Origin of the sequence: Microbacterium sp. LWH10-1.2, assembly GCF_038397765.1 — a bacterium.
In the GTDB taxonomy this organism is placed as follows: domain Bacteria; phylum Actinomycetota; class Actinomycetes; order Actinomycetales; family Microbacteriaceae; genus Microbacterium; species Microbacterium natoriense.
Genome location: NZ_CP151638.1, coordinates 3,672,056 through 3,692,193 on the forward strand (window position 1 = coordinate 3,672,056; position 20,138 = coordinate 3,692,193).

Annotated in this window: 20 protein-coding genes; 11 read left to right on the plus strand and 9 right to left on the minus strand. The window is 68.8% G+C overall.

Annotation, left to right across the window (positions count from 1 at the left end; translation table 11 throughout):
* Positions 1-79 precede the first annotated feature (79 nt).
* Complete coding sequence (locus MRBLWH10_RS17130; RefSeq protein ID WP_341940843.1) at positions 80-1,102, minus strand: hypothetical protein; 1,023 nt, start codon at positions 1,100-1,102, stop codon at positions 80-82.
* A gap of 530 nt (positions 1,103-1,632) precedes the next feature.
* Between MRBLWH10_RS17130 and dnaB the strand changes: the two genes are divergently transcribed.
* The 6 genes from dnaB (at position 1,633) to MRBLWH10_RS17160 (ending at position 6,952) form a co-directional block, all read left to right on the plus strand.
* Complete coding sequence (gene dnaB / locus MRBLWH10_RS17135; protein WP_105676779.1) at positions 1,633-3,006, plus strand: replicative DNA helicase; 1,374 nt, start codon at positions 1,633-1,635, stop codon at positions 3,004-3,006.
* A gap of 109 nt (positions 3,007-3,115) precedes the next feature.
* A complete protein-coding gene (locus MRBLWH10_RS17140; protein WP_341940844.1) occupies positions 3,116-3,598 on the plus strand; it encodes a hypothetical protein in 483 nt (160 codons plus the stop codon).
* A gap of 140 nt (positions 3,599-3,738) precedes the next feature.
* Entirely contained in the window at positions 3,739-4,218 is a 480-nt protein-coding gene (locus MRBLWH10_RS17145; RefSeq protein ID WP_341940845.1) for a hypothetical protein, read from the plus strand.
* Positions 4,219-4,338: 120 nt separating this feature from the next.
* A complete protein-coding gene (locus tag MRBLWH10_RS17150; RefSeq protein WP_341940846.1) occupies positions 4,339-4,875 on the plus strand; it encodes a putative immunity protein in 537 nt (178 codons plus the stop codon).
* Positions 4,876-5,079: 204 nt separating this feature from the next.
* Positions 5,080-6,261 (plus strand): serine hydrolase domain-containing protein, encoded by a 1,182-nt coding sequence (locus MRBLWH10_RS17155; RefSeq protein ID WP_341940847.1) that lies wholly within the window; start codon positions 5,080-5,082, stop codon positions 6,259-6,261.
* Between the two features lie 232 nt (positions 6,262-6,493).
* Entirely contained in the window at positions 6,494-6,952 is a 459-nt protein-coding gene (locus MRBLWH10_RS17160; RefSeq protein ID WP_341940848.1) for a hypothetical protein, read from the plus strand.
* Positions 6,953-6,965: 13 nt separating this feature from the next.
* Here the strand turns inward: MRBLWH10_RS17160 and MRBLWH10_RS17165 are convergent, their stop codons facing one another.
* Positions 6,966-7,700, minus strand: a complete 735-nt coding sequence (locus tag MRBLWH10_RS17165) for a sigma-70 family RNA polymerase sigma factor (protein WP_341940849.1) — start codon at positions 7,698-7,700, stop codon at positions 6,966-6,968.
* 180 nt (positions 7,701-7,880) lie between these two features.
* On the opposite strand from MRBLWH10_RS17165, the gene MRBLWH10_RS17170 reads away from it, so the two are divergent.
* Positions 7,881-9,281 carry an InlB B-repeat-containing protein gene (locus MRBLWH10_RS17170; protein ID WP_341940850.1) on the plus strand — a complete coding sequence of 467 codons (1,401 nt, stop codon included), beginning with the start codon at positions 7,881-7,883 and terminating at the stop codon, positions 9,279-9,281.
* Positions 9,282-9,398: 117 nt separating this feature from the next.
* Here MRBLWH10_RS17170 and MRBLWH10_RS17175 read toward each other — a convergent pair whose 3' ends face one another.
* The 5 genes from MRBLWH10_RS17175 to MRBLWH10_RS17195 all read right to left on the minus strand — a co-directional run bounded on the left by MRBLWH10_RS17175 (position 9,399) and on the right by MRBLWH10_RS17195 (position 14,554).
* On the minus strand, positions 9,399-10,403 hold the full coding sequence (locus MRBLWH10_RS17175; protein ID WP_341940851.1) for a hypothetical protein: 1,005 nt from the start codon (positions 10,401-10,403) through the stop codon (positions 9,399-9,401).
* Positions 10,404-10,489: 86 nt separating this feature from the next.
* Positions 10,490-12,268, minus strand: coding sequence for a sigma-70 family RNA polymerase sigma factor (locus MRBLWH10_RS17180; RefSeq protein ID WP_341940852.1), 1,779 nt, complete (start codon positions 12,266-12,268; stop codon positions 10,490-10,492).
* 79 nt (positions 12,269-12,347) lie between these two features.
* Positions 12,348-12,740 (minus strand): DUF3592 domain-containing protein, encoded by a 393-nt coding sequence (locus tag MRBLWH10_RS17185; RefSeq protein WP_341940853.1) that lies wholly within the window; start codon positions 12,738-12,740, stop codon positions 12,348-12,350.
* 30 nt (positions 12,741-12,770) lie between these two features.
* Entirely contained in the window at positions 12,771-13,619 is an 849-nt protein-coding gene (locus MRBLWH10_RS17190) for a serine protease (protein WP_341940854.1), read from the minus strand.
* 149 nt (positions 13,620-13,768) lie between these two features.
* Positions 13,769-14,554, minus strand: a complete 786-nt coding sequence (locus MRBLWH10_RS17195; RefSeq protein ID WP_341940855.1) for a DNA/RNA non-specific endonuclease — start codon at positions 14,552-14,554, stop codon at positions 13,769-13,771.
* Between the two features lie 174 nt (positions 14,555-14,728).
* Here MRBLWH10_RS17195 and MRBLWH10_RS17200 point away from each other — a divergent pair, with 174 nt between their 5' ends.
* The gene (locus MRBLWH10_RS17200; protein WP_341940856.1) at positions 14,729-15,514 is read left to right on the plus strand and encodes a hypothetical protein; all 786 of its coding nucleotides are present in this window, start codon (positions 14,729-14,731) and stop codon (positions 15,512-15,514) included.
* 21 nt (positions 15,515-15,535) lie between these two features.
* Here the strand turns inward: MRBLWH10_RS17200 and MRBLWH10_RS17205 are convergent, their stop codons facing one another.
* Positions 15,536-16,192 (minus strand): histidine phosphatase family protein, encoded by a 657-nt coding sequence (locus MRBLWH10_RS17205; RefSeq protein WP_341940857.1) that lies wholly within the window; start codon positions 16,190-16,192, stop codon positions 15,536-15,538.
* A 65-nt stretch (positions 16,193-16,257) separates the two neighbouring features.
* A complete protein-coding gene (locus MRBLWH10_RS17210; protein WP_341940858.1) occupies positions 16,258-16,701 on the minus strand; it encodes a MarR family transcriptional regulator in 444 nt (147 codons plus the stop codon).
* 175 nt (positions 16,702-16,876) lie between these two features.
* Between MRBLWH10_RS17210 and MRBLWH10_RS17215 the strand changes: the two genes are divergently transcribed.
* The 3 genes from MRBLWH10_RS17215 (at position 16,877) to MRBLWH10_RS17225 (ending at position 19,940) form a co-directional block, all read left to right on the plus strand.
* Positions 16,877-17,737, plus strand: a complete 861-nt coding sequence (locus MRBLWH10_RS17215; RefSeq protein WP_341940859.1) for a zinc-binding alcohol dehydrogenase family protein — start codon at positions 16,877-16,879, stop codon at positions 17,735-17,737.
* A gap of 83 nt (positions 17,738-17,820) precedes the next feature.
* Positions 17,821-18,342, plus strand: a complete 522-nt coding sequence (locus MRBLWH10_RS17220; RefSeq protein WP_341940860.1) for a hypothetical protein — start codon at positions 17,821-17,823, stop codon at positions 18,340-18,342.
* Between the two features lie 143 nt (positions 18,343-18,485).
* Entirely contained in the window at positions 18,486-19,940 is a 1,455-nt protein-coding gene (locus MRBLWH10_RS17225) for a hypothetical protein (RefSeq protein WP_341940861.1), read from the plus strand.
* Positions 19,941-20,138 lie beyond the last annotated feature (198 nt).

Below are 20,138 nucleotides of genomic sequence, written 5' to 3' on the forward strand. Positions count from 1 at the left end.
TGGGATGCGCGCGGGATTTGGGGTGCGCGCGCAGCACGTCATCTGCCGTCCTCACAGGGGAGGGCGGCTCGACACGGCGTCAGCCAGGGGAGACGTCGGTGTCGGCGACCGGAGACGCCGGCAGAGCGTCGTCGGGTGCGCCGGAATCCTGCTCCACAGCACGGAGCAGGGGGATGCCGTCGTCGCTGATGCGAGCGGTGGCAGCCGCTGAGCCTCCGCCGGTGCCGGCGGAGGAAGACGGGGAGACCGGCGCGCCGGGCGGCGCGGATGCCGGGTCGTTCGATGGCGACGGGACGCCGTTCTGCGGGCCTGCGGGGGCGCCGGCCGATGAGGGGACGCCAGGGATGCCGCGGAGGCCTCCGCGGTCCGGTGCGGACGCGGGGGAGATGCCGTTCGCCGTGGCGACGGCGGCGTCGACGGATGCCGCGGACTCACCGGGCTGGGCGGACGAGCCGGAGTCCGTGCCGCCGGGGGTTCCCGGGGTACCGGGTTCGCCGGGAACCACGGGGATCTGCGGCTCGAGAGCCTCGAGGACCGGCGGGATCGTCCCCTCGACGATCCCGCCGACGAGTCCGGTCGTGTCGTCGACGACGCCTGCGACGTCCTCCACGACACGAGGCACGCCGAGGTCGTCGACCAGGTCGCCGACGATCGGAAGGCCGGTCACGGCATCCACGATCGGCTTCGTGATCGTGGAGACCGGAGCGCCCGTGAGAACGCCGGTGACGGGGGCGACGACCGCCTGTGCGGTATCGGTGACCGTCGTGACGACCGGTGCGGCGGCGGGGCCGACGACCGGGGCCTGAGCGACGGTCTGCGTCACGGTGCTGACCACCGCGGGGACCGCCTGCTGCACGGGGGCGACGACGGCGGTGACGACGGGGGCAACGACCTGCGTGACGACGGGAGCGACCGGGGCGGTCACGGTGCTCACCGTGTTGCTGACGAGTCCGGTGAGTCCGTCGAGCGGACCCCCGTCCTGCTCGTCGGCGTGGGCTGCGCTGCCACCGGTGAGGATCGTGAGGGCGGCCCACGCGAGCACACCGAATCCAGCCCAGATGACGCCGGCTGGTATGCCGCGTCGGGTGGCCCGAGCGTCCACGTTCCACCTCCCCCTCTGAAGGCAAACGCACCGTCGACGCGGTTGCGTCGATGCGCTGACGATACACCCGCTCCGCCCACGTGTCCACCGGCATTCCGGTGCACTGCCGGGGCCCGGCATCCCGCGACGCGCCCGAACCGCGGTCTGGCTTGACTTTCCCCAGGTTCTGCACATGTGAAGCTCTGTGACCTCAACCTTCAATGCCCGCTTGAACCCGATTCTCATCCACAGGGTGGGGAAACTGGAAACCCCAGATCAAGGGCTAAAACTGGAGAGGGAATCTCGGTACTCCACCGGGTTATCCACATGCGTTCTGCACAGACACTCCGAGTTTCTCCGCATCCTTTCCACATAGTTATCCACAGGCTGTGTTGCACCCTGTTTCGGGCGTGAATAGCGTGGACGAGCGACCCGATGTCAGAGGGTCCTGGTTTGCTGTGCACCTGGCCCCACGGAGCCGGATCACACGTGGCACCGCCTGTCGAGACGGAGCAGCCGCACGCACGTTTCGTCGCATCGAAGGGAGCACTGTGTCGATCGCCGACATCTCGGAGGAGCGCCTCGGCGGGGGGCGTCCACACGAGCGCACGCCCCCGCACGACCTCCTCGCCGAGCAGAGCGCGCTGGGCGGCATGCTGCTCTCGAAAGACGCCGTCGCCGATGTGATCGAGACGCTCAAGGGCGCCGACTTCTACGTGCCGAAGCACGAGCTGATCTTCGAGGCGATCCTCTCGCTCTACTCGCACGGCGAGCCGACCGACGTCGTCGCCGTCACCGACGAGCTCATCAAGACCGGTGAGCTCGGCCGCGCCGGCGGCGCCGACTACCTGCACACGCTCACCTCGATCGTGCCGACCGCGGCCAACGCCGGCTACTACGCCGGCATCGTCTCGGAGCGTGCGATCCTCCGCCGCCTCGTCGACGCGGGCACGCGCATCGTGCAGCTCGGCTACGCCGGAGAGGGCGATGCGACCGACATCGTCAACAACGCCCAGGCCGAGATCTACTCGATCACGGGTTCGGAGACGGCCGAAGACTATGTGCCGCTGCAGATCGCGGTCGACGCGGCGCTCGAGGAGATCGAGGCCGCGAGCGGTCGAGACGGATCGATGACCGGTGTGCCGACCGGGTTCAGGGAGCTCGACGAGCTCACGAACGGCCTGCACGGCGGCCAGATGATCGTCGTCGCGGCCCGACCCGCGATGGGTAAGTCGACGCTCGCGCTCGACTTCGCGCGCTCGGCATCCATCGGCCACAACCTGCCCTCCGTCTTCTTCTCCCTCGAGATGGGCAAGAGCGAGATCGCCATGCGACTGCTCAGCGCCGAGGGGGCCATCCCGCTGCAGAACATGCGCAAGGGAAACCTCGACCCGCGCGACTGGACGACGGTCGCCGCAACCCGTGGCCGCATCAACGACGCGCCGCTCTACATCGACGACAGCCCCAACATGACCCTGGTCGAGATCCGGGCCAAGTGCCGTCGGCTCAAGCAGCGCGAGGGTCTGCGCATGGTCATCATCGACTACCTGCAGCTGATGACCTCGGGCAAGCGCGTCGAGTCGCGCCAGCAGGAGGTCTCGGAGTTCTCCCGAAGCCTCAAGCTCATCGCCAAGGAGCTCCAGGTTCCCGTCATCGCCCTGTCGCAACTGAACCGTGGTCCCGAGCAGCGGCAGGACAAGAAGCCCGCCATCAGCGACCTGCGCGAGTCGGGATCGATCGAGCAGGATGCCGACATGGTGATCCTGCTGCACCGCGACTCCGTCTATGACAAGGACGTGCGCCCCGGCGAGGCCGACCTCATCGTCGCGAAGCACCGCAACGGCCCGACCGCGACGATCACCGTCGCCTTCCAGGGCCACTACTCGCGATTCGCCGACATGGCCCCCGGCGGGGACTTCAACTAGGAGATCGACGACCTATGGATCTCGCCGTCTGGGTCGTGCTCTTCGTCGTCGCCGCCGCGGCGCTGTTCGCCGTCGGGACGCTGAGGCCGCGCTCAGCTACTGTGCTGCCATGAGCGATGCCGTGCTTCTGCATGTCGATGACGACGGATTCTTCTGCCTCGTCGCGCCCGATACGTATCGCGGCTTCGTTGATGAGGATTGGCAGCTTGAGCAGCTCCTGACCCACTTCGTCGGGCAGATGCGCGAGGGCTCCCTGTTCGTCGCCTATCCCGGCCCGGACGATGCTGACGAGGCGGTGAAGGTGGCAGACGATCGCCGTGACGCTCCGGTATTGCGTGAAGCGGTGAGCACAGTCGATGTTGGAGCTGGCGGACTGTGGCTCACGGACTACACGCAGCTGACGATGGCCGCTCAGTTCGACGACGAAGGGCCGATCGCCTCGGGTGCGATCCGGCTTCCCGTGCAAGAAGGCCCGCAACAAGTCATCCTCAGGCAGTTTGCTGACAGCCCGGGATACGTCCTCACCATCAGGCCGGTTGCGGACGACAACCACGAGCCGCTGAGCGCAGTTCCTTGGTTCTCTCTGGATTGAGCCAGCCACATGCCGTGTCCAGACGATGACCGAGGTCGACGCAGGAGACAGGCCGCGACAAGTGTCGGTTGGTTACGGTGGATATCGGGGCTTGGACCGCGGCTTCCGCGAGATGCTCCGACGAACTGATGGAGGTCATCGTGCCTGAGCCCACCGAACAGACCCGGACCACACCGATTCGGCGCCGTCGCCGGATCATCGGCGTATCGGTTGGTGCTGCGGTGCTCTTGGTCCTCCTCTTGGGCTGGCTCAGGCTGACTCTCGGGCCGCCGCCCGGGTACTCCACCAACGTGTCGATCGCCCTGCGATACGTCGCGGACGACGGCCGCACCTACTCCTGCACGTACGACTACAGCACGCCTGACGACATCCCCATGCCCGCATCCGTCGCCCGTCAGATGAACGAGAAGGACTGGTCAGAGACCGGCCAACTCATGTACGAATGGACCAGGGCCCATCCCACTGATTCCGCACAGCGTGAACTCGCCGCCGATGACCCTCGCGCGGATCCAGTGGCGACGTGGTCGGCCGCCATGGACACATTCATCGTGTTCCCTCCCTTGCCAGTGCTCAGATGGGAAGCGCGCGACGGCAGCAACTGCGAAGAAGGACTGCGGTAAGCCGTCCCTTCGGATCTCGTGCGTGGAAGCGTTCTGGAGAGCGACGTTCGGCGTGTCAGAGGATCTCGCCGTCCTTCGCTCCACCCGCTCATCTGCCGCATCCGGTGCGAACATGGGAGCGTGCTCTCACCACAATCGCTCAGCGAGACCGATCGGCGGCTGGTCGCGGCGTGGGCCGCGGATTGCGCAGAGCGGGTTCTCTCCTCCTTCGAGAGCGAAGCGCCGGGGGATGATCGCCCTCGCGATGCGATCGCGAGGGCGCGAGCGTACGCGCGAGGAGACCTCGACTCTGCGGGCGAGATCCGCCGCCGCTTCGTTGCGGGTCGTGCGGCGGCGTCGGTGTCGGCACCCGGAGCTGTCGCCGCCGCGCGTGCAGCGGCACAGGCCTCGGGCGTTGCCCACATGGGCGCTCACGCGCTGGGGGCGGCCGCGTACGCGGTGAAGGCGGTGAGCATCGACCGCCCCGATGGCGTCGCCGCGGAGATCGACTGGCAGGTGGCGCACGTGAGCGTCGACGTTCGAGCGGCACTGCTCCTCCTGCCACCGGTCGGTGAGGACTCCGCCGGTCCCCTGGCCGCCGGGGGGCTCTTGGCCAGAGGCATCCTCGGGACGACGATCCGAGCGCTGCAAGACCGGATCGCCGCGGGCCCGCCCTGAGGCGAAGCGTCTGATTGATCGCCCGTCTCGGCGCACTCGTGGGCACTGCGGTCTGACTCTCCGCCCCGAGCACCGCGGCCGGTGTGATCCACCGCTGCCGAGACGGTCCGGTGGGACTACGAGACCGGTACTCGCGCATGATGTGCGGACGTGACGTCGCGATCGACGATGGGAGCTCACCCTTCGTACGACAGGAAGCAGATCGTGAATCTCAAGGCCCGCTCGACCCGCACCGCCGCCGCGCTCATCGCCGGCATCGCTGTCGCATCCGTCGCCCTCGTCGGATGCTCGACCCCTCGCGCCTCGGCGCCCTCCACCAGCACCGACGCACACCAGCCTGACGCTTTCGACGCGGCGACCGTCAAGAAGCTCGACGCGATCATCGAGGATGCCGTGACGACGCAGAAGCTGCCGGGCGCGATCGTCGCCGTCTGGAGTCCTGAAGGCGACTACGTCACGGCCGCCGGGTACGCCGACGTCGACAAGAAGACGACGCTCACGACAGATGTCAATCACCGCATCGGCAGCGTCACGAAGACGTTCACGATCACGGCGCTGCTGCGCCTCGTCGATGTCGGTAGAGCCTCACTCGACGACCCGATCTCGACGTACGTCGATGGCGTCCCTGAGGGCGACCGCATCACTCTCCGCCACCTCGCCGGTATGCAATCGGGCCTGGCCGACTATTCGCAGAACGAAGAGTGGCAGATGTCGCTGCTCGAGGACCCGCGTCAGCCGGTCACCCCGCAGTCTCTTCTCGACGTGGTGAAGGACGAGCCACTGCACTTCGAGCCCGGTTCGCAGGTCGAGTATGTGAACACGAACACCATCCTCATCGGACTCGCGATCGAGAAGATCACGGGCCAGCCCCTCGCGGACGTCGTGAAGACCGAGGTGACCGATCCGCTGGGAATGGACCACACGTTCCTGCCGTCGGGCAGCGAGTTCCCCTCGCCGCATGCGGAGGGGTACACGAACCAGACGCTCGACGGCGCTGCCACCACGGCGACCGACTGGAACCCGTCCTGGGGTTGGGCTGCAGGAGCGATGATCTCGACGCTCGATGATCTGAAGGTCTGGGTGCCCGCACTCGCCAAGGGCGAGCTCCTCTCGCCCGGAATCCAGAAGGAACGACTCGATGTCACGCCGATGGTGCCGGGCGCCGAAGACGCCGGATACGGACTCGGCATCTTCAAGATCAACGGATGGATCGGCCACAACGGCAGCCTGCCGGGCTACAAGACCGTCACGATCTACCTGCCCGAGAAGGAGATGACACTCGTCGTCATGGTGAACTCGGATATCGAGGATAAGAAGTCCAACCTTGTCAGCGCACTCATGACCCCGCTGACCGAACTGCTCACACCGGACAACGTGTACAGCTGACCCCGGGATCGGCGGCCGAGGGGCCGGAGGGTCGTGTGTCCTGCGGCTCTCCGGCCCCGGTGGCGCGAGTCCGCCCGCGGATTCTCGCTCCCCGCCTGCGGGCGCTCGACCCTCCCGCGTCTCCAGGCACGGGCGCATCGAACCGCCTCGGCCCGCATCCGAGCGGCCTGCTATCGTGCGGATGGCCGCTCGGCGAGAGACCGCGGTGCCGTGAGCCCTGAGGAGGACTTCCGTGAGCCCTGATCTGTTCCAGATCGTCCTGTGGGGATCGACCGGACTTCTGCTGGCGGGTCTGTGCACGTTCTGGTGGCGGCAGGACGTCCGCGAGCGCCGAGACGCAGAACTGGTGAAGCGCTGGCGGAAGGGCACGGTGTGGAGCGCCGACACTTCCGCCAGGGTCGTCCGCGTCGCTCGGGTGGAGCCCGGGCGCGCGTGGCTCGACGGAGATCATGAGATCGAAGTGATCCTGCCCGCTCGCGTGACGGACCTCGACACCGGGTGGTATCTCCACGTCACGGGATGGGTCCCCGCGGCGCGCGCGGTATCGAAGGGCGAATCGGTCACCCTCGATGCAGACCACGTGCTCGACGCGTTCCCTCCCCACACTCCCGCGCTCGACGACAAGCTGGCGGGCAGAGGAGAGCGCAGGCCGAGATTCTTCAGCCGGCTGCTCGGACTGCGCGGGATGTAGGCGGCATCCGCGCTCAGGCGCAGATGGCGTGCCGTGCCGCAATGGCGGACTCGCGCTCCTCCAGAAGACGGCGGAAGTTCGCCTTGGCGCGCTGCGCGAGCGACGAGATCGCGGATGCCGGTCGGTCGAGCCGCACTTCGAGATCTCTCGGCTTCGCCCCCTCGATGTGCATGGCGGTCAGGACGATGCGCTGATCGTCGGGAAGCAGACTCAGGATCTCGTGGACGGCCGCGACGTCGCGCTCCAGATCGATCTCGGTCAGGCGGGGGTCGTTGTCGGCGGCGCGCTCCCACGACGAATCCAGGTTCCAGGTGCGCGAGCGGGGGGAGCGGAGCTCATCCGTCACGCGGTTCCGCATCGCACGTGCGAGATAGGCGGCCAGATGGGTGCGCGGCCCGGTGCCGCGGGCCCAGAGCGCCAGCACGGAGACGATGGCTTCCGACAGGAGGTCGTCGGCATCCATCACGTTCCCGGCGATGCGGCGCGCCATGGCGGTGAGCATCCGCAGGTTCTGGGTGAAGTACTCGCCGGCGGCGGCGCGATCTCCGTCGGCGGCCGCCGCGATGAGCGTGGCGTCGGTGTCGGTTCGGTTTCGGCGGACAGGGTGGGCGCGGGCAGCGTCAGGGCGACGAGAGTCGACGGCACAGGGGTCTCCGGGGAGGCGGGCGCACGGAGGCGGCGGGGGTATGGGGGGCGAGGAACGAGAGACGCGCAGGCCTTCGGGGGCGCGTGCGCAGAACGTCCTCATAAGAAGAGACGCCGCAGCGCGGATTGTGTTACACGAATCACCCGTCACGGTTGCATAACGGTGTATCGGTGGGGGTCGGATTTCGCGATCTCCGACAGATTCCACGCCTCGTCTCGTTCTCTTCTTCGGAACATCTCTGTCTTCTGGGGGCAGAGCATCGCACGCTGGGGAGAACACACGATGATTCGCACTATTCGGCGACGCGGCATTCTGCTGCTCGCACCCGCTCTCGCTCTGACGGGACTGCTGACGCTCACGGCCACGTCCGCGCAGGCGGCGACGACGACCGTCACCGACTGGACCGCTCTGGATGCCGCTTTCGACGCCGCCGCCGACGGCGACGTGATCGTCCTCGGCGCCGACATCGACGCGAGCGGAACAGCCGACTATCTCGGCGTCCCGTCCGGTGCAGGCGTCACCCTCGACCTGAACGGCCACTCGCTCACCCTGGCTCCGTTGACGGGGCCGGGTCTCCACGTCGGAAGCGCCTCGACGCTCACCGTCGACGACTCCGTCGGCACGGGGCGCCTCGAGGCGGTCGGCAGCGCGAACCCTGCCGACCCGTGGCCCTACTTTCCGGGGATCGGCAGCGACACCACCGACCTGACCGCCGGAGCGTTGACGATCCGCGGAGGTGACGTGATCGTGCGCGGAGGGCAGTACGCCGCCGGCTTCGGCGGGTCGCGATTCGTCGGCGGTGGAGCGCTCACCATGACGGGCGGCTCGCTGACTGCGCAGAGCGGCACGTTCGCCTCGGCGGCAGGCGCCGGCTACCTCGTGTCGAACGACTCCTACGCGGGGTCGGTCACGGTCGTCGGAGCCGAGGACACGACGGGTCTGCCGACCCTGTCGGGCAGCGGCAGCGTCGACACCGAGCCGTCGCCGGTCACGTACACGTCACCCACCAGCGGTGTCCTCGTCACCGGGCACGCGAACAGCGCCGTCCCCGACCAGGGCGCCCTCGTCCTCGCCTTCCACTACCGCGTGACCTTCGCCTACGCCGACGGGACCACCGCCGACTCGACGCAGATCGTCGACTGGGGCAAGACGCCGCTCGTGCCCGCCGACCCGGTGCGACCCGGTTACACGTTCGCGGGCTGGGCGTCGTCGGTGCCCGGCGTGACGCCGGCGGATCACGTCACCGCTCCCGTGACGTTCACGGCGCAGTGGATGGCTGCGCCCGTCGACGTGGTGTTCGACCCGGCCAACGGCGACGCGACGACGTCGCAGAGCGTCGCACCCGGCCAGACGCCGGTCGTGCCGGCCGATCCGGTGCGCGCGGGCTACACGTTCGCCGGATGGGCGTCGTCGATCCCCGGCACGACGCCGACCGACCCCGTGACGGTCGCAGTGACCTTCACCGCGCAGTGGACGGCCGTCCCCGTGATCCCCGATGCGCCCGACACGGGCGGGACGACCGGTGGGGCGACCGTCGGGAAGACGCCGAACGGGAGCGCCACGCTGGCGATCACCGGCGGTCAGGTGCCGTCGCTGTGGGCGCTGATCGGGGTGCCGCTCGTGCTGGGCGGCATCGCCCTGCTCGTCCGCACTCGTCGACGGGCGGGTTCCGCGACGTCCTGATCGCGGCATCCTTTCGCTGAGGTCCCGCAGACGTCCCGATGGCGTCGGCGGGACCTCTCGCTGTCACCGCCGGGGTCGCCCACGAGCTGCCGGTCGGGGCCCGGTGGGGTCGGTGCGCTAACGCGGGCACGTCTCCGGTCGGGGGATGCCGTGGATCTGCGCCCACTGCGCCTGCAGCTCCCCGCCGAACTGGGGCTCCGGGCCGGTCAGCTCCGGTGTGCATCCCGAGGTGCTGAATCCGCCGATCACCTGACCGGGAATCCCGGTCAGAGCGACCGAATAGGGGTCACCGCCCGGTGCGGCGGCGGCGAGGATGGCGAGGATGCCGTCCCACCCGGGGGTCTCCGTGAGCGGTCGATCGGGTGGCATGCTCGGGGCCATGCCGGTCGGGATCCTGAAGCGGAGCCGCGGAGGAGACCCCGTGAAGACATCGACGTCGAATTCGAGCTCATGGTCGGGGTCGCTCGCGACGAAGCCGAGGTAGGGCGCGTCGAGTGCGTGGAGCGTCGCACTCAGTGAGGCCGAGACGGGGGACTCGACGGTGGAGCCGTCTCCGATCGCGAGAGTGAGCCCGTCGGCGCGGGTCTGCATCGCGAACTCATCGAGAAGAGTCGCCTGCGCGGCGGGGGAGAGACCCTCGTTCGGCACGCGGATGGTGCGCCCGTCTCCTGCGGATGCCGAGATCGGCATCCCGCGCTGCGCCCGGCTGAGCCACTCCTCGACGAAGGCCACTCCCGTCGGCGGAGTCCCGGGAGCGAGGGAGAACGACGCGTCCTCATTGGTCGTGAGCGACATCCGCAGCGACGTCGCCCGCGAGCCGCTGACCTCGTATTCGTCGAATCCGCCGTCCTTCGACGACAGCCACGTGGTCATGATGCGGTGGGCCTCCTGCGCCGTCACTCCGGCCTCGAGCGTGACGCTCGTGTCTCTTGAGATGCCCGCGTCGAATCCGCCGTCGTCCACGACGCAGGATGCCGAGGCGACGCCGGGCAGCGGCTGGAGGACCTCGCAGGTCGCCGCTGCGGCGCGTTCCGCCTCGGAGACGTCCAGGGGCGAAGAGCAACCCGAGAGGGAGACGGTCACCACCGCGACGGCGAGGACCGCCCACACACGAGAACGCATACGGCGATACTTCCATGAGGTGATCGGCTCCTCGGTCCGCACCGCCCCAGCCGTGCCGTTCAGGGCGCGATGGCGCCGCGCCGCGCTCAGGGATCGACGACCTCGAAGATCCCCCCGCCTCCGCGCGGCCAGGAGGGGTCGCGGGTGGGGTCGACGACGTCGACCGGTGCGGTGATCCCCGGGCCGGAGTACCAGTCGGCGTCGATGACGGAGAAGGCGAACGGGTACCACCCGTCGGCGAGCATTCTGATCCGACGGGTCGCGTGGCCGGTCGCATCCAGGGTGATGGTCGCGTCGGTCTGGGGGGTGGAGGCCCAGATCGTGCCGTTCGGCGGCCCGGTGAGGGAGATGACGATCCCCGTGGTCCGGGCCTCCTCGAGCGGTATCGGCCCCTCGATCTGCTCGAACCCCTGCACCGTCGGGGTCTGCACGGTGATCGTCCCCGTCGTCGCGAGCGACTGCTCGGTGGAGGTGAAAGCCCACACGGCGTAGTCGTACGCCCCGGCGTCGAAGGCGAGAGGGCGGGTGTCGAAGGTCCACGATCCGTCCGGTGCGACATCGACCTCGTACCGTTGCGATGCGAACTCGATCGCGACGGAGTTTCCGGGGGTCGTGCGGCCGGTGATCTGGGGGGCGAGGTACGCCGTGACATCGGGTGGAGACGTGAGACCAGGGGTCAGCGTCGGCATCCCTCCGGGGTCGGTGCCGGGGCCGGGGACCTCGGGTCCGGCGGGCTGAGGCGCCGGGGGAACGTACTGCGAGACCGGCTCCGTGCGGAAGTCGACGAGCGGAACGTTCGGGTCCGAGTTCCAGCGCCCGAGCCGCGGCGGCAGCGGCACGGTCGTCACGGGGGTGGAGGTGGGTGTGGTGCCGGTCTGACCGAGTGACGCCCCGTCGGGCGTCGGTGTCGTGACCGGTACCTGCACGTTCGTGTCGGCGAGGGCCGGGGCATCGATGTCCCCTGGCTGGAGGAAGAAGGAGCCGAGCAGGATGCCGCCGACGGCCAGCACGCCGACACCGCCGGCGAGCAGGCTGGCGATGCCCGTGCCGGCTCCCGCGAGGAGGATGCTGGCGGCCACCGCCGTGCCGGGAGCGAGTGCGCTCGTCGCGGGCAGAGCGACGCCGAGTGCGCCGAAGCCCGCGGCGGAGAGGGTGACGCCCTGCAGGCGTCGGGCATCGGTGCGCAGGCTCACGAGCAGGTCGCTGCACATGTCGCACGACTCGAGGTGTGTCGTGATCTCGCGGGCGAGGAGCTGGTCGTCGGGCTCGGAGAGGTGCCGGGGGAGCAGGCGCGCGGCGTGGGTCTCATCCTCGCGCAGCACGACGGGCACCTGCCGCGTCAGCCACTGGAGTTTCAGCCCGGATCGTGCCCGGCGGTGCAGCGCTGAGACCGCGTTCGGCTTGATGCCGAGCTCGCGGGCGATCTCGGGTCTCGCGACGTCCGCGACCTCCGACAGCCAGAGCACCTTCTGCCAGCGCTCTGGCAGCTCCTGGAAGGCTCCGAGCAGCTCGTTGGCGTTGGACTCCCGCTCGACCAGGCTCAGCGCGTCGCGGAAGTCGACCGCATCCGCCTCCACGGTGTCGTCGAACCTGCTCGCCTCCTTGCGCCAGCGGATCGCGGTGTTGCGGATGACGGCCTTGAGGTAGGAGCGGAAGGCGAAGTCGGGGCCCGTGCCCGAGGTCGTGATCTGCTGGTAGATCGCGAGGAACGACTCGGAGGCGAGATCCTCGGCGCGGGAGGGGAGCATTCGACGGGCGTATCGCAGGGCCGCGCCGATGTGGCGCTCCCACAGGACCACGTAGGCGTCGCGCTCGCCGTCGCGCAGCTCTCGGAGCAGCTCGGCGTCGCTCCGGGGGTCTTCCATGCAGGCGACTCCGAACCGTCATATCGATATTTCCCACCCCATGATAGGAGAGCGCGGGGCCTCGCGGGGCGACTCGCCGCTACGCGAGTGTCAGCGCGGAGAAGACGACTCCGGCGACGGCGCAGAGCACGCCGACCGCGATGAGCACGCCGCCGTTCCATCGGAGCTGGGCGGGTTGGGATCGAGACGGGTCGGCGGGGTCGTACGCGACGACGCAGGTGCCGCCGTGCGGCGGACGGAACATCACCTTCACCCTGGCGACGCCGGAGCGGCTGACACCCTCGGCGGTGACGTAGTCGTACCGGGAGGGCGACCAGCGCAGCGACGGGCCGATCCACTGCCCCTCGACGCGCGTCCAGTGCGACGGCACGAGAGCGCGGACGCGGAAACCCGCGAAGGCGACGAGGGCGCCCGTGATCACGAGCATGAAGGCGGCGATGACCACGTGCCCCCCCGATCGGTCGTCCTGCACCAGTCGAGTGTAGAGGGAGCGCGCCGCCGGCTACTCGTTGGCCGCCATCGTCTGCGAGACCCAGTCGCGATACGCCGTGACGTCGGTGTAGAGCCCCGGGCCCTTCTCGCAGGAGGGCGACATGGCGCCCGGTCCGGACGTGACGCCGATCAGCTCCCAGCGTCCGTTGCTGCCGCGCTGGATCTGCGGGCCGCCGGAGTCGCCGTTGCACGCCATCGCATCGGCCTTGTGGCTCACCGTGCACAGACGCGTGGCGCCGGCGAAGCCCGGATCGCACTCGGACGCATCGCCGCGGACGGTCTCGAGCTGCCGCAGCTTCTTGGACATCTTCCACTTCGTCGGGTTCTGCTCGGGCGTGGTGAGACCGAACCCGAGGATGCGCGTGGCGCTGCCGGGGTCCGCTGCATGATCCGCGATCGCGATCGGTCGCTGAGAGACCGGCTCGTCGAGGCGGATCAACGCGATGTCGTTCTGATTCGGCATCCCCTGGGCGTAATCGGGATGCTGGAACACCTGCACCATGTCTCGGACGGTTCCACCCGAGGTGCGCTTGTCGCTGCCGATGCGCACCGTGCCCTCGGCGAACGATCCGATCTCCCGGTCCACGCAGTGCGCGGCGGTCACGACCCACTCCGGTGCGATCAGCGCCGCGCCGCAGCCGCCGTCGTCGAGCCCGGCGAGCGGCGCCGTGATCGGAATGCTCGCCATGAACGGGTACTTCTCGGACGCGGCGGAGCCTCCGACGATCATCTTGACCGAGGTCGGCGCTGCGCTCGCCGCCTGTGCGGAGGCGAGCGAGAGCACGAGGCCGCAGGCCGTGACGGCGATGGCGCCTGAGGCGCGGGTCAGCGTGCGACGAAGCGCGGTGTTCGAGGTCATGAGGGGTGCCTTTCCTGAGCGGTCGAGGTGACCGGACGTCATACCTCGACGTTAGAAAGGAACCCGCGGCGATCCCATACAGCGGGCTGCCGAAGCGGGGTGGAGCTGGCGCCACCCCGCGGTGCCGCGGGGTAGGTGTCGTGCCGGTGTCAGAGCACGATCTGGTCTGCCGTGGTCAGCTCGCGCCATCCGTCCGCGCGTGCCCCGGGGTGCGCGAGCACGTCGGCATCGGTCAGCACGCCGAAGTCGACACCGGTGACGCGAGCGATCTCCGCCACAGGCACCTGGAACGTGCGGAACGCCCCAAGCGGGGGAGCGGCGAGCAGCCCCTCGCTGGTATCGACGAGCGCGGACTGGTCGAGGATGAAGCCCGCGCAGGAGAGACCGCCTGCTCCGGACCAGGCTGCGACCTTCCAGAACCGCAGCGGGATGCGGATGCCGCGGTATGGCGGGTCGTCGTCGGCCAGCACGGGCGCGGTGAACACCGAGATGCGCTGGGCCGTGGCCTCGGCGTAGGCGAGCACATGGTCTTCGAGCCCGAGCCAGAGCTCCTTGGACTGGTTGAAGCCGGCGGCCTGCGGTGCGGCGTTCGTGTAGAAGAACGTGGCCTCCATCGCCGCTCGCGCCTCGGCCGCCTCACCCCAACCGGGGTCGCGGCGGCGCACGAGGTGACCACGGTCGAGGTCGTTCCGCGCGTACACGGCGGGGCCGGTCTGCGCGGCGTCGTCGACGCGCGAGTCGAGGCGCCACTCTCCCGCGCGCGGCAGATCGAGCAGGCGGGGGCCATCGATGTTCACCCCGGTCGCCGCCGCGAGTCGACGACCCCGGTCGAGCAGCACGGTGAAACGCGGGTAGTCGAGAGCGTGCACATCCTGGGCCGGATGCGGCAGCGGCACAGCGTTCGAGAGGAATCCGGGGTCGTAGCCGTCGGTCATGCGACCATCGTGCCCCATGCCGCCGACATGGTCTCCGGACGGCGCCCGACCGGGCGTGGCATCGGCGTGGGGGCTCCGTTCGCGACCGGTGCGGAGACGTCGGCGATGTCATAGCCTGGCGGGGTGATTCCCGCACCCCGCCGCATTCCTGCTGGACCAGAACTCGAACTCCTCATGCGACTGTACGGTTACCGTTTCACCCGCACGGGCGGTGTCGCCGGGGCCGAGGCGTCGCGAGAGGCCGCCGACGAGGCTGAGGCCGAGTCCTCGGGGTGGCCGATTCGTTCCGTCGAACGTTGCACACCTGTCGAGATCGTCGAGCGGTCGATCACCGCGGCGACCGCGCTTCACGAGGATGCCGTGCTCGGTGCGTTCATCGCAGGCCTCGGCAGCGCCTGGCACGGACGCCAGACCGTGATCTCCTTCGCGTGGGCACGGCACCTCGCGGCCGCTCCCGTGGCGGAGAACGGCGTGCCCGACTGCGGGCTGGCGGCGCGACAGGGGAGTGCGCTCGAGTTCGACTCGACCGAGGTGCTGCTCCGTCTCGCACTCGGCTGGGCCTGGAACGAGCAGCCGCATCACTATCTCCCCGATCTCGAGACCGCGGCCGCAGAGGGGCTTCCGGCTCCCACTGAAGATGACAGGGAGCGGCTGCGCACTCTGCTCGAGGTGATCTCTGCCCAGCCGGCTGGCACCCGGGCAAGCGAGCTCGAGCGAGCGATCGCCCGCGCCAAGGTGGTCGCGGGCGCGGACAAGTATCAGCGCTACGGCGTCCTCATCGGACTCGCCGAGTACGGGGTGCTGCCGAGCACCCTCTCGCCCAGCTGGGACAGGTTCGTCTCCCGCGAAGAGGTCGCCGATGCGTGGTCGGGTGGGCCCCGATCCGACATCACACCGCCTCTCTCCGGATGGCGCGGCGGCATCGACGCGGATCGCGCGGCGCGACTGCTGGCGATCTGAGGCCCACCGGGCCCAGGCGAGCTAGGACTCCGAGGGCTTCAGCGGCAGCTGCGGGCCGTGGTTCCAGGCGAGGATGGCGGGCTGCTCCCTGGTGTAGCCGAGAACCGACACCGAGCCGGCATCCAGCGTGATCTGCGCGCCGAACCGGGGCGCCTCGCGGAGGAACACCGCCGTGAGGATGCGCAGGTAGTGGCCGTGCGCGATCAGCGCCACGTCGCCGTCGGCCATCGCCGGCAGCACCCTCGTCAGCACGCGGGACGCCCGTGCGGCGACCTCCTCGACGGTCTCGCCAGGGGTCTCGCCGCGGATCACGCCGTGGTTGAACGCCGTCCAGTCGTAGCCGAGCTCGGCGCGGATGTCGGCGCTGGTCCGCCCCTCGTACCCGCCGTAGTCCCACTCGACCAGCAGCGGGTCGATCTCGGCGTCGAGTCCGGCGAGCTCCCCCGTCCGTCGTGCGCGCTGCAGCGGGGACGTCAGGATGAGGCCGAAGTCGTAGCCGCGCACCAGTCGGCCGGCCGCGGCGGCCAGCTCCTCGCCGTGGGCGGTCAGCGGGATGTCGGTGCGTCCGGTGTGGCGGCCGCTCTTCGACCACTCCGTCTCTCCGTGGCGCAGCAGCACGAGCTTGCCCTGCGGATTGTCGGGGGCGGGGCGATCGGGCAGGGGGTCAGGAGCATCCACACCGCCACCGTAACCCCTCGCGGACGCCCACGGGCGATCCCGGGCGCCGCGGCCGCCGGCCTCGGTCACCGGATGTCGAACCCGGACTCCTCCGCCTCGGCGATGAGGAGGCGGCTGATCAGGCGCACGAGCGTCGTGCGCTCGGGCTCCGGCAGATGCGCGAGCAGCCGCGAGGCCTCCGCGTCGAACTCGGCTTCGCCCGCTGTGGCGCGTGCGCGGCCCTCGTCCGTGAGGCGCACCTGCACCGCGCGACCATCGTCGGGGGAGCGGAAGCGCTCCACGAGTCCCCGCTTCTCGGCGCGGTCGACGAGCCCGCTGATGCTCGACTTGTCCAGGCCCAGGCGGGCGCCGAGCTCGCTCATGAGCGGCGTCCGGTCGCGCAGGATGCCGAGCATCCGCCCCTGCACCACCGACATCCCCTGGGCGGCCGAGCGCTCCTCGAGGATCTTCTGCACGAGGAAGGTCAGTTGTGCCAGGGCATCGGCCGGGGAGAGCGCGGCATCCGTCATGGGAACAGTCTAACCAAATGGTTCGCGATGCGTACTATTATAGTTCGTGACACGAACCAATAAGGAGTCATAGCCATGATCCACACCGATGCCGCCGTCGTCACGAGCTTCGACGAGCCACCGCACTTCCTTCCGTTCGACCTTCCCGAGCCGAAGGAGGGCGAGGTCGTCATCGATGTGCTCGCCGCGGGTCTCCACCCGCGCGTGCGCTCCGGTGCGAGCGGAGCGCACTACACGAGCACCGGAGCGCTTCCCGCTCATCCCCGGCGTCGACGGCGTCGGCCGCCGCGACGACGGCGCGCTCGTCTACTTCGCCGTCGATGACACCCGGCACGGCACGATGGCGACGAAGGCCGTGATCGATCCGCGGCGCACGATCGCCCTGCCCGACGGTGCGGATGCCGTGAGGATCGCCGCGGCGATGAACCCCGCGATGTCGTCGTGGGTCGCGCTCCGCCGTCGCGTCGCGTGGACGCCCGGCGCATCGGTGCTCGTGCTCGGGGCCACAGGGAACGCCGGAGCCATGGCGGTGCAGGTCGCCAAGCTGCTGGGCGCCGGCGAGGTCGTGGCCGCCGGGAGGGATCGGGGTCGACTCGCGCTGGTGGGCGAGTCCGGCGCCGACCGCACCATCGCCCTGGACGACGCCTCCGCGGATGCCGAGCTCGCCGACGCGGCCCGCGACGTCGATGTCGTCCTCGACTACCTCTGGGGCGCGCCCACCGAACGCGCGATCAGGGCGGTGCTGACCGCCAGGACCGACCGCAGCCGGCCGCTCGACTGGGTGGAGATCGGCTCCGTGGCGGGGCCCGACATCACGCTCCCCTCGGCGGCGCTGCGCTCGGCGCACCTGCGTCTGATCGGCAGCGGGCAGGGGTCGATCGGGCCGCGCGAGTACCTTGCCGAGCTCCCGTCCCTCGTCGAGGCGATCGGCGACGGCCGCATCTCCGTGCAGACCCGCACCGCCCGCCTCGCCGACGTCGAGTCGGTCTGGAACGAGCCCGAGGCGCCCGGCATCCGCACCGTGCTCGTGCCGTAGAGGCCTGATGCCGTGATCGACGTGGCCCGCACCGTCGGGCGCCGCTCCTTCCGGGGCGCCCGAGGGTGTGGTTTCATGAGCGCATGACCGATATCCGGGGGGACAGGTCGAGGGGTGGCATCGCCCTCCTCGTGTGCGCGATGACTCTGCTGTTCGCGGGATGCGCCACACCCGCGGCGCCGCAGTCGACGACGGCGACGCCCACCCCCACGCCGACCGCGGCCTGTCCGCAGATCGAGGGCGTCGAGATGCCCCCGGAGTGCGCCCCCTACGACCCGGAGAAGTCGATGGCGCAGAACGACCGCTATCGGGAGCGGATGGACCTCTCCCAGGAGGCCCGCGCGGCGGCCGAAGAGGCCATCGCGGTCGCTCAGCCGGCTCTCGAGGAGCTGCGGACCTCGGGCGCGCTCTCGACCACCGCGGTGCAGGATGCGCTGGCGGATGCCGGCCTCTCCGGCGCCTACGTGCGCGACGACTACGGCACTCTGCTCTTCGGTGCGGACGCCCCTGAGGGCGGGTGTGTGTTCGGCTCGGTGACCGCCGACGCCCTGTCGATCGAGGCGGGCGGCTACATCATGGACGGCGGGTGCCTGCCCGCGCAGTGACGCCCGAGAGGCTTCCAGTTCGAAATGATTGGGCCCCGGCGATCGATGAGTCGCTCCACCGAAGGTCTCTGACTAGAGTTGCGCCATGACCGCTTTCCTGCTTACAGATCGCGAGACCGCGATCCCTGGAGTGAATCACACCGATGCCGTTCGGATCTAAGAAGACGAAGTCAGCGGAGAAGCCTGCGATCGCTCCGCCCAAGAAGCCTGTCAAAGCCAACGAGGTCTTCACGCCGTCTGTGCCCGCCGGGCGCGGCTTTGTCGGTCGAGAGCTTGAGATGAAGGACCTTCGGAAGAAGGGGCTGCGCGTACCAGGGACTCAAGTTGTCGTGTGGGGAGAATCCGGAGCCGGAAAGTCATCCCTCGTGAACAAAGTGCTCGTGGATGAGGGACACACCGCGGTGAAGACTGCGTGCACGCCAGACTCGACCTACGAGCAGATTCTTGCTGCAGCGTTTGCGGGGACGGGTGCCTTCTACATCACGGAGAGCGCAGAACACACGGACGTGACCGTTTCCGTGGGGACTGTCCTGGGAAGTGAGCTGATTGGCGCAAAGACATCGGCCAGCGCGGAGCTGGACGTCGGGAAAGGCGTCACTCGCGAACCGATCGCCCGGCCACAGCTCAGCCCGCAACGACTCGTCGCTGAACTGGGGTCACGTGACTACTCATGGGTCATCGAAGATTTTCACAAGGTTGAGGAGTCTGAACGACTCAAGATCGCGCACGCCCTCAAGGTCTTCGCCGATGAGGGCGCCAAGTATCCTCTAACCAGAGTGATCGTCCTCGGCGTTTCCGAATCGGTCGATGAGCTGGTTGTCGAGTCGACCAACGTCGGCAAGCGACTGATCGATATCCCTGTGCCTCCCCTCGGTCACGACGAGCTCGGCAAGATTCTTGACGTCGGAGAACAGCTGCTCAATCTGGACTTCTCAGCCATCCGCACACGGCTGCTCTCGACGGCAGTTGGGACAGCAAGCATCACTCATGCACTCGCCCTCGCATGCTGCGACGAACGTGACGTCTACGAGTCAGGAACCGACAGAGTTCTTTTCACCGAACAAGACTTTGAAGAAGCCGTTCAGGGGTATGCACGTACACGATCAAGCACGCTCAAGGCGCGCTTCGGAAGCGCCCTTAAAGTCCATCGCAAGAGAACCTACGACAACACCAAGATCATCCTTCGAGCATTGACGCAGCTCCCCGAGAGCGGTGGGACCGTTGGAGAGATCCTCGCCGTTATCCGGCGAGAGCCAGCCCACAGTAAGTACCCGTCTGGGAACGCGGCGAAGTACCTGCAAGAGCTGCAGGAGGATCGCCGTGGATCACTTATTCGTAAGAGCTCGACGGGCGTCTATAGATTCGACGAACCGCTTCAACACGCCTACGCAAAGTCCTTTTTCGGGCTAACGTCAGCAACGAGCGGAAGTGAGCAGCCGGCCAAGAGTAGTGACTGGGAGACGTTGTTCACCACGACGATCTATGCCAAGACAGTCCATCTACTGCAGAGCGAGCTTGCGGCCAGCCTGGAGTCGATGGCCATTGACCCCCGGGAGCAGTGGCAAGACTCCGAGGATGAGGGAAGAGACGTTTCCTGAGCCGGTCATCAATTGGTAAGGGTGTTTCAAGATGCTTCCCCGCCCCTTGGGTGCATGTTGACTATGAGGCGCCAGGACCAGGAGGGCTTGACTTTCGGCGGGGGATCACCTTTGCGGCGCAGTACGCGTTCTCGCTGCGCTCATCGTCAGCAAAGGTCGCAACCGGTGCACGACCGTGATGAGGCAGTCGTATGCAGT

Bases quoted from the DNA above. Each gene is read 5' to 3' on its own strand.
- MRBLWH10_RS17140 (WP_341940844.1), top strand. From the start codon at position 3,116: ATGAGCGATGCCGTGCTTCTGCATGTCGATGACGACGGATTCTTCTGC.
- MRBLWH10_RS17165 (WP_341940849.1), bottom strand. From the start codon at position 7,700: ATGAGGACGTTCTGCGCACGCGCCCCCGAAGGCCTGCGCGTCTCTCGT.
- MRBLWH10_RS17170 (WP_341940850.1), top strand. From the start codon at position 7,881: ATGATTCGCACTATTCGGCGACGCGGCATTCTGCTGCTCGCACCCGCT.
- MRBLWH10_RS17175 (WP_341940851.1), bottom strand. From the start codon at position 10,403: ATGCGTTCTCGTGTGTGGGCGGTCCTCGCCGTCGCGGTGGTGACCGTC.
- MRBLWH10_RS17180 (WP_341940852.1), bottom strand. From the start codon at position 12,268: ATGGAAGACCCCCGGAGCGACGCCGAGCTGCTCCGAGAGCTGCGCGAC.
- MRBLWH10_RS17190 (WP_341940854.1), bottom strand. From the start codon at position 13,619: ATGACCTCGAACACCGCGCTTCGTCGCACGCTGACCCGCGCCTCAGGC.
- MRBLWH10_RS17195 (WP_341940855.1), bottom strand. From the start codon at position 14,554: ATGACCGACGGCTACGACCCCGGATTCCTCTCGAACGCTGTGCCGCTG.
- MRBLWH10_RS17200 (WP_341940856.1), top strand. From the start codon at position 14,729: ATGCGACTGTACGGTTACCGTTTCACCCGCACGGGCGGTGTCGCCGGG.
- MRBLWH10_RS17210 (WP_341940858.1), bottom strand. From the start codon at position 16,701: ATGACGGATGCCGCGCTCTCCCCGGCCGATGCCCTGGCACAACTGACC.
- MRBLWH10_RS17215 (WP_341940859.1), top strand. From the start codon at position 16,877: ATGTGCTCGCCGCGGGTCTCCACCCGCGCGTGCGCTCCGGTGCGAGCG.
- MRBLWH10_RS17220 (WP_341940860.1), top strand. From the start codon at position 17,821: ATGACCGATATCCGGGGGGACAGGTCGAGGGGTGGCATCGCCCTCCTC.
- MRBLWH10_RS17225 (WP_341940861.1), top strand. From the start codon at position 18,486: ATGCCGTTCGGATCTAAGAAGACGAAGTCAGCGGAGAAGCCTGCGATC.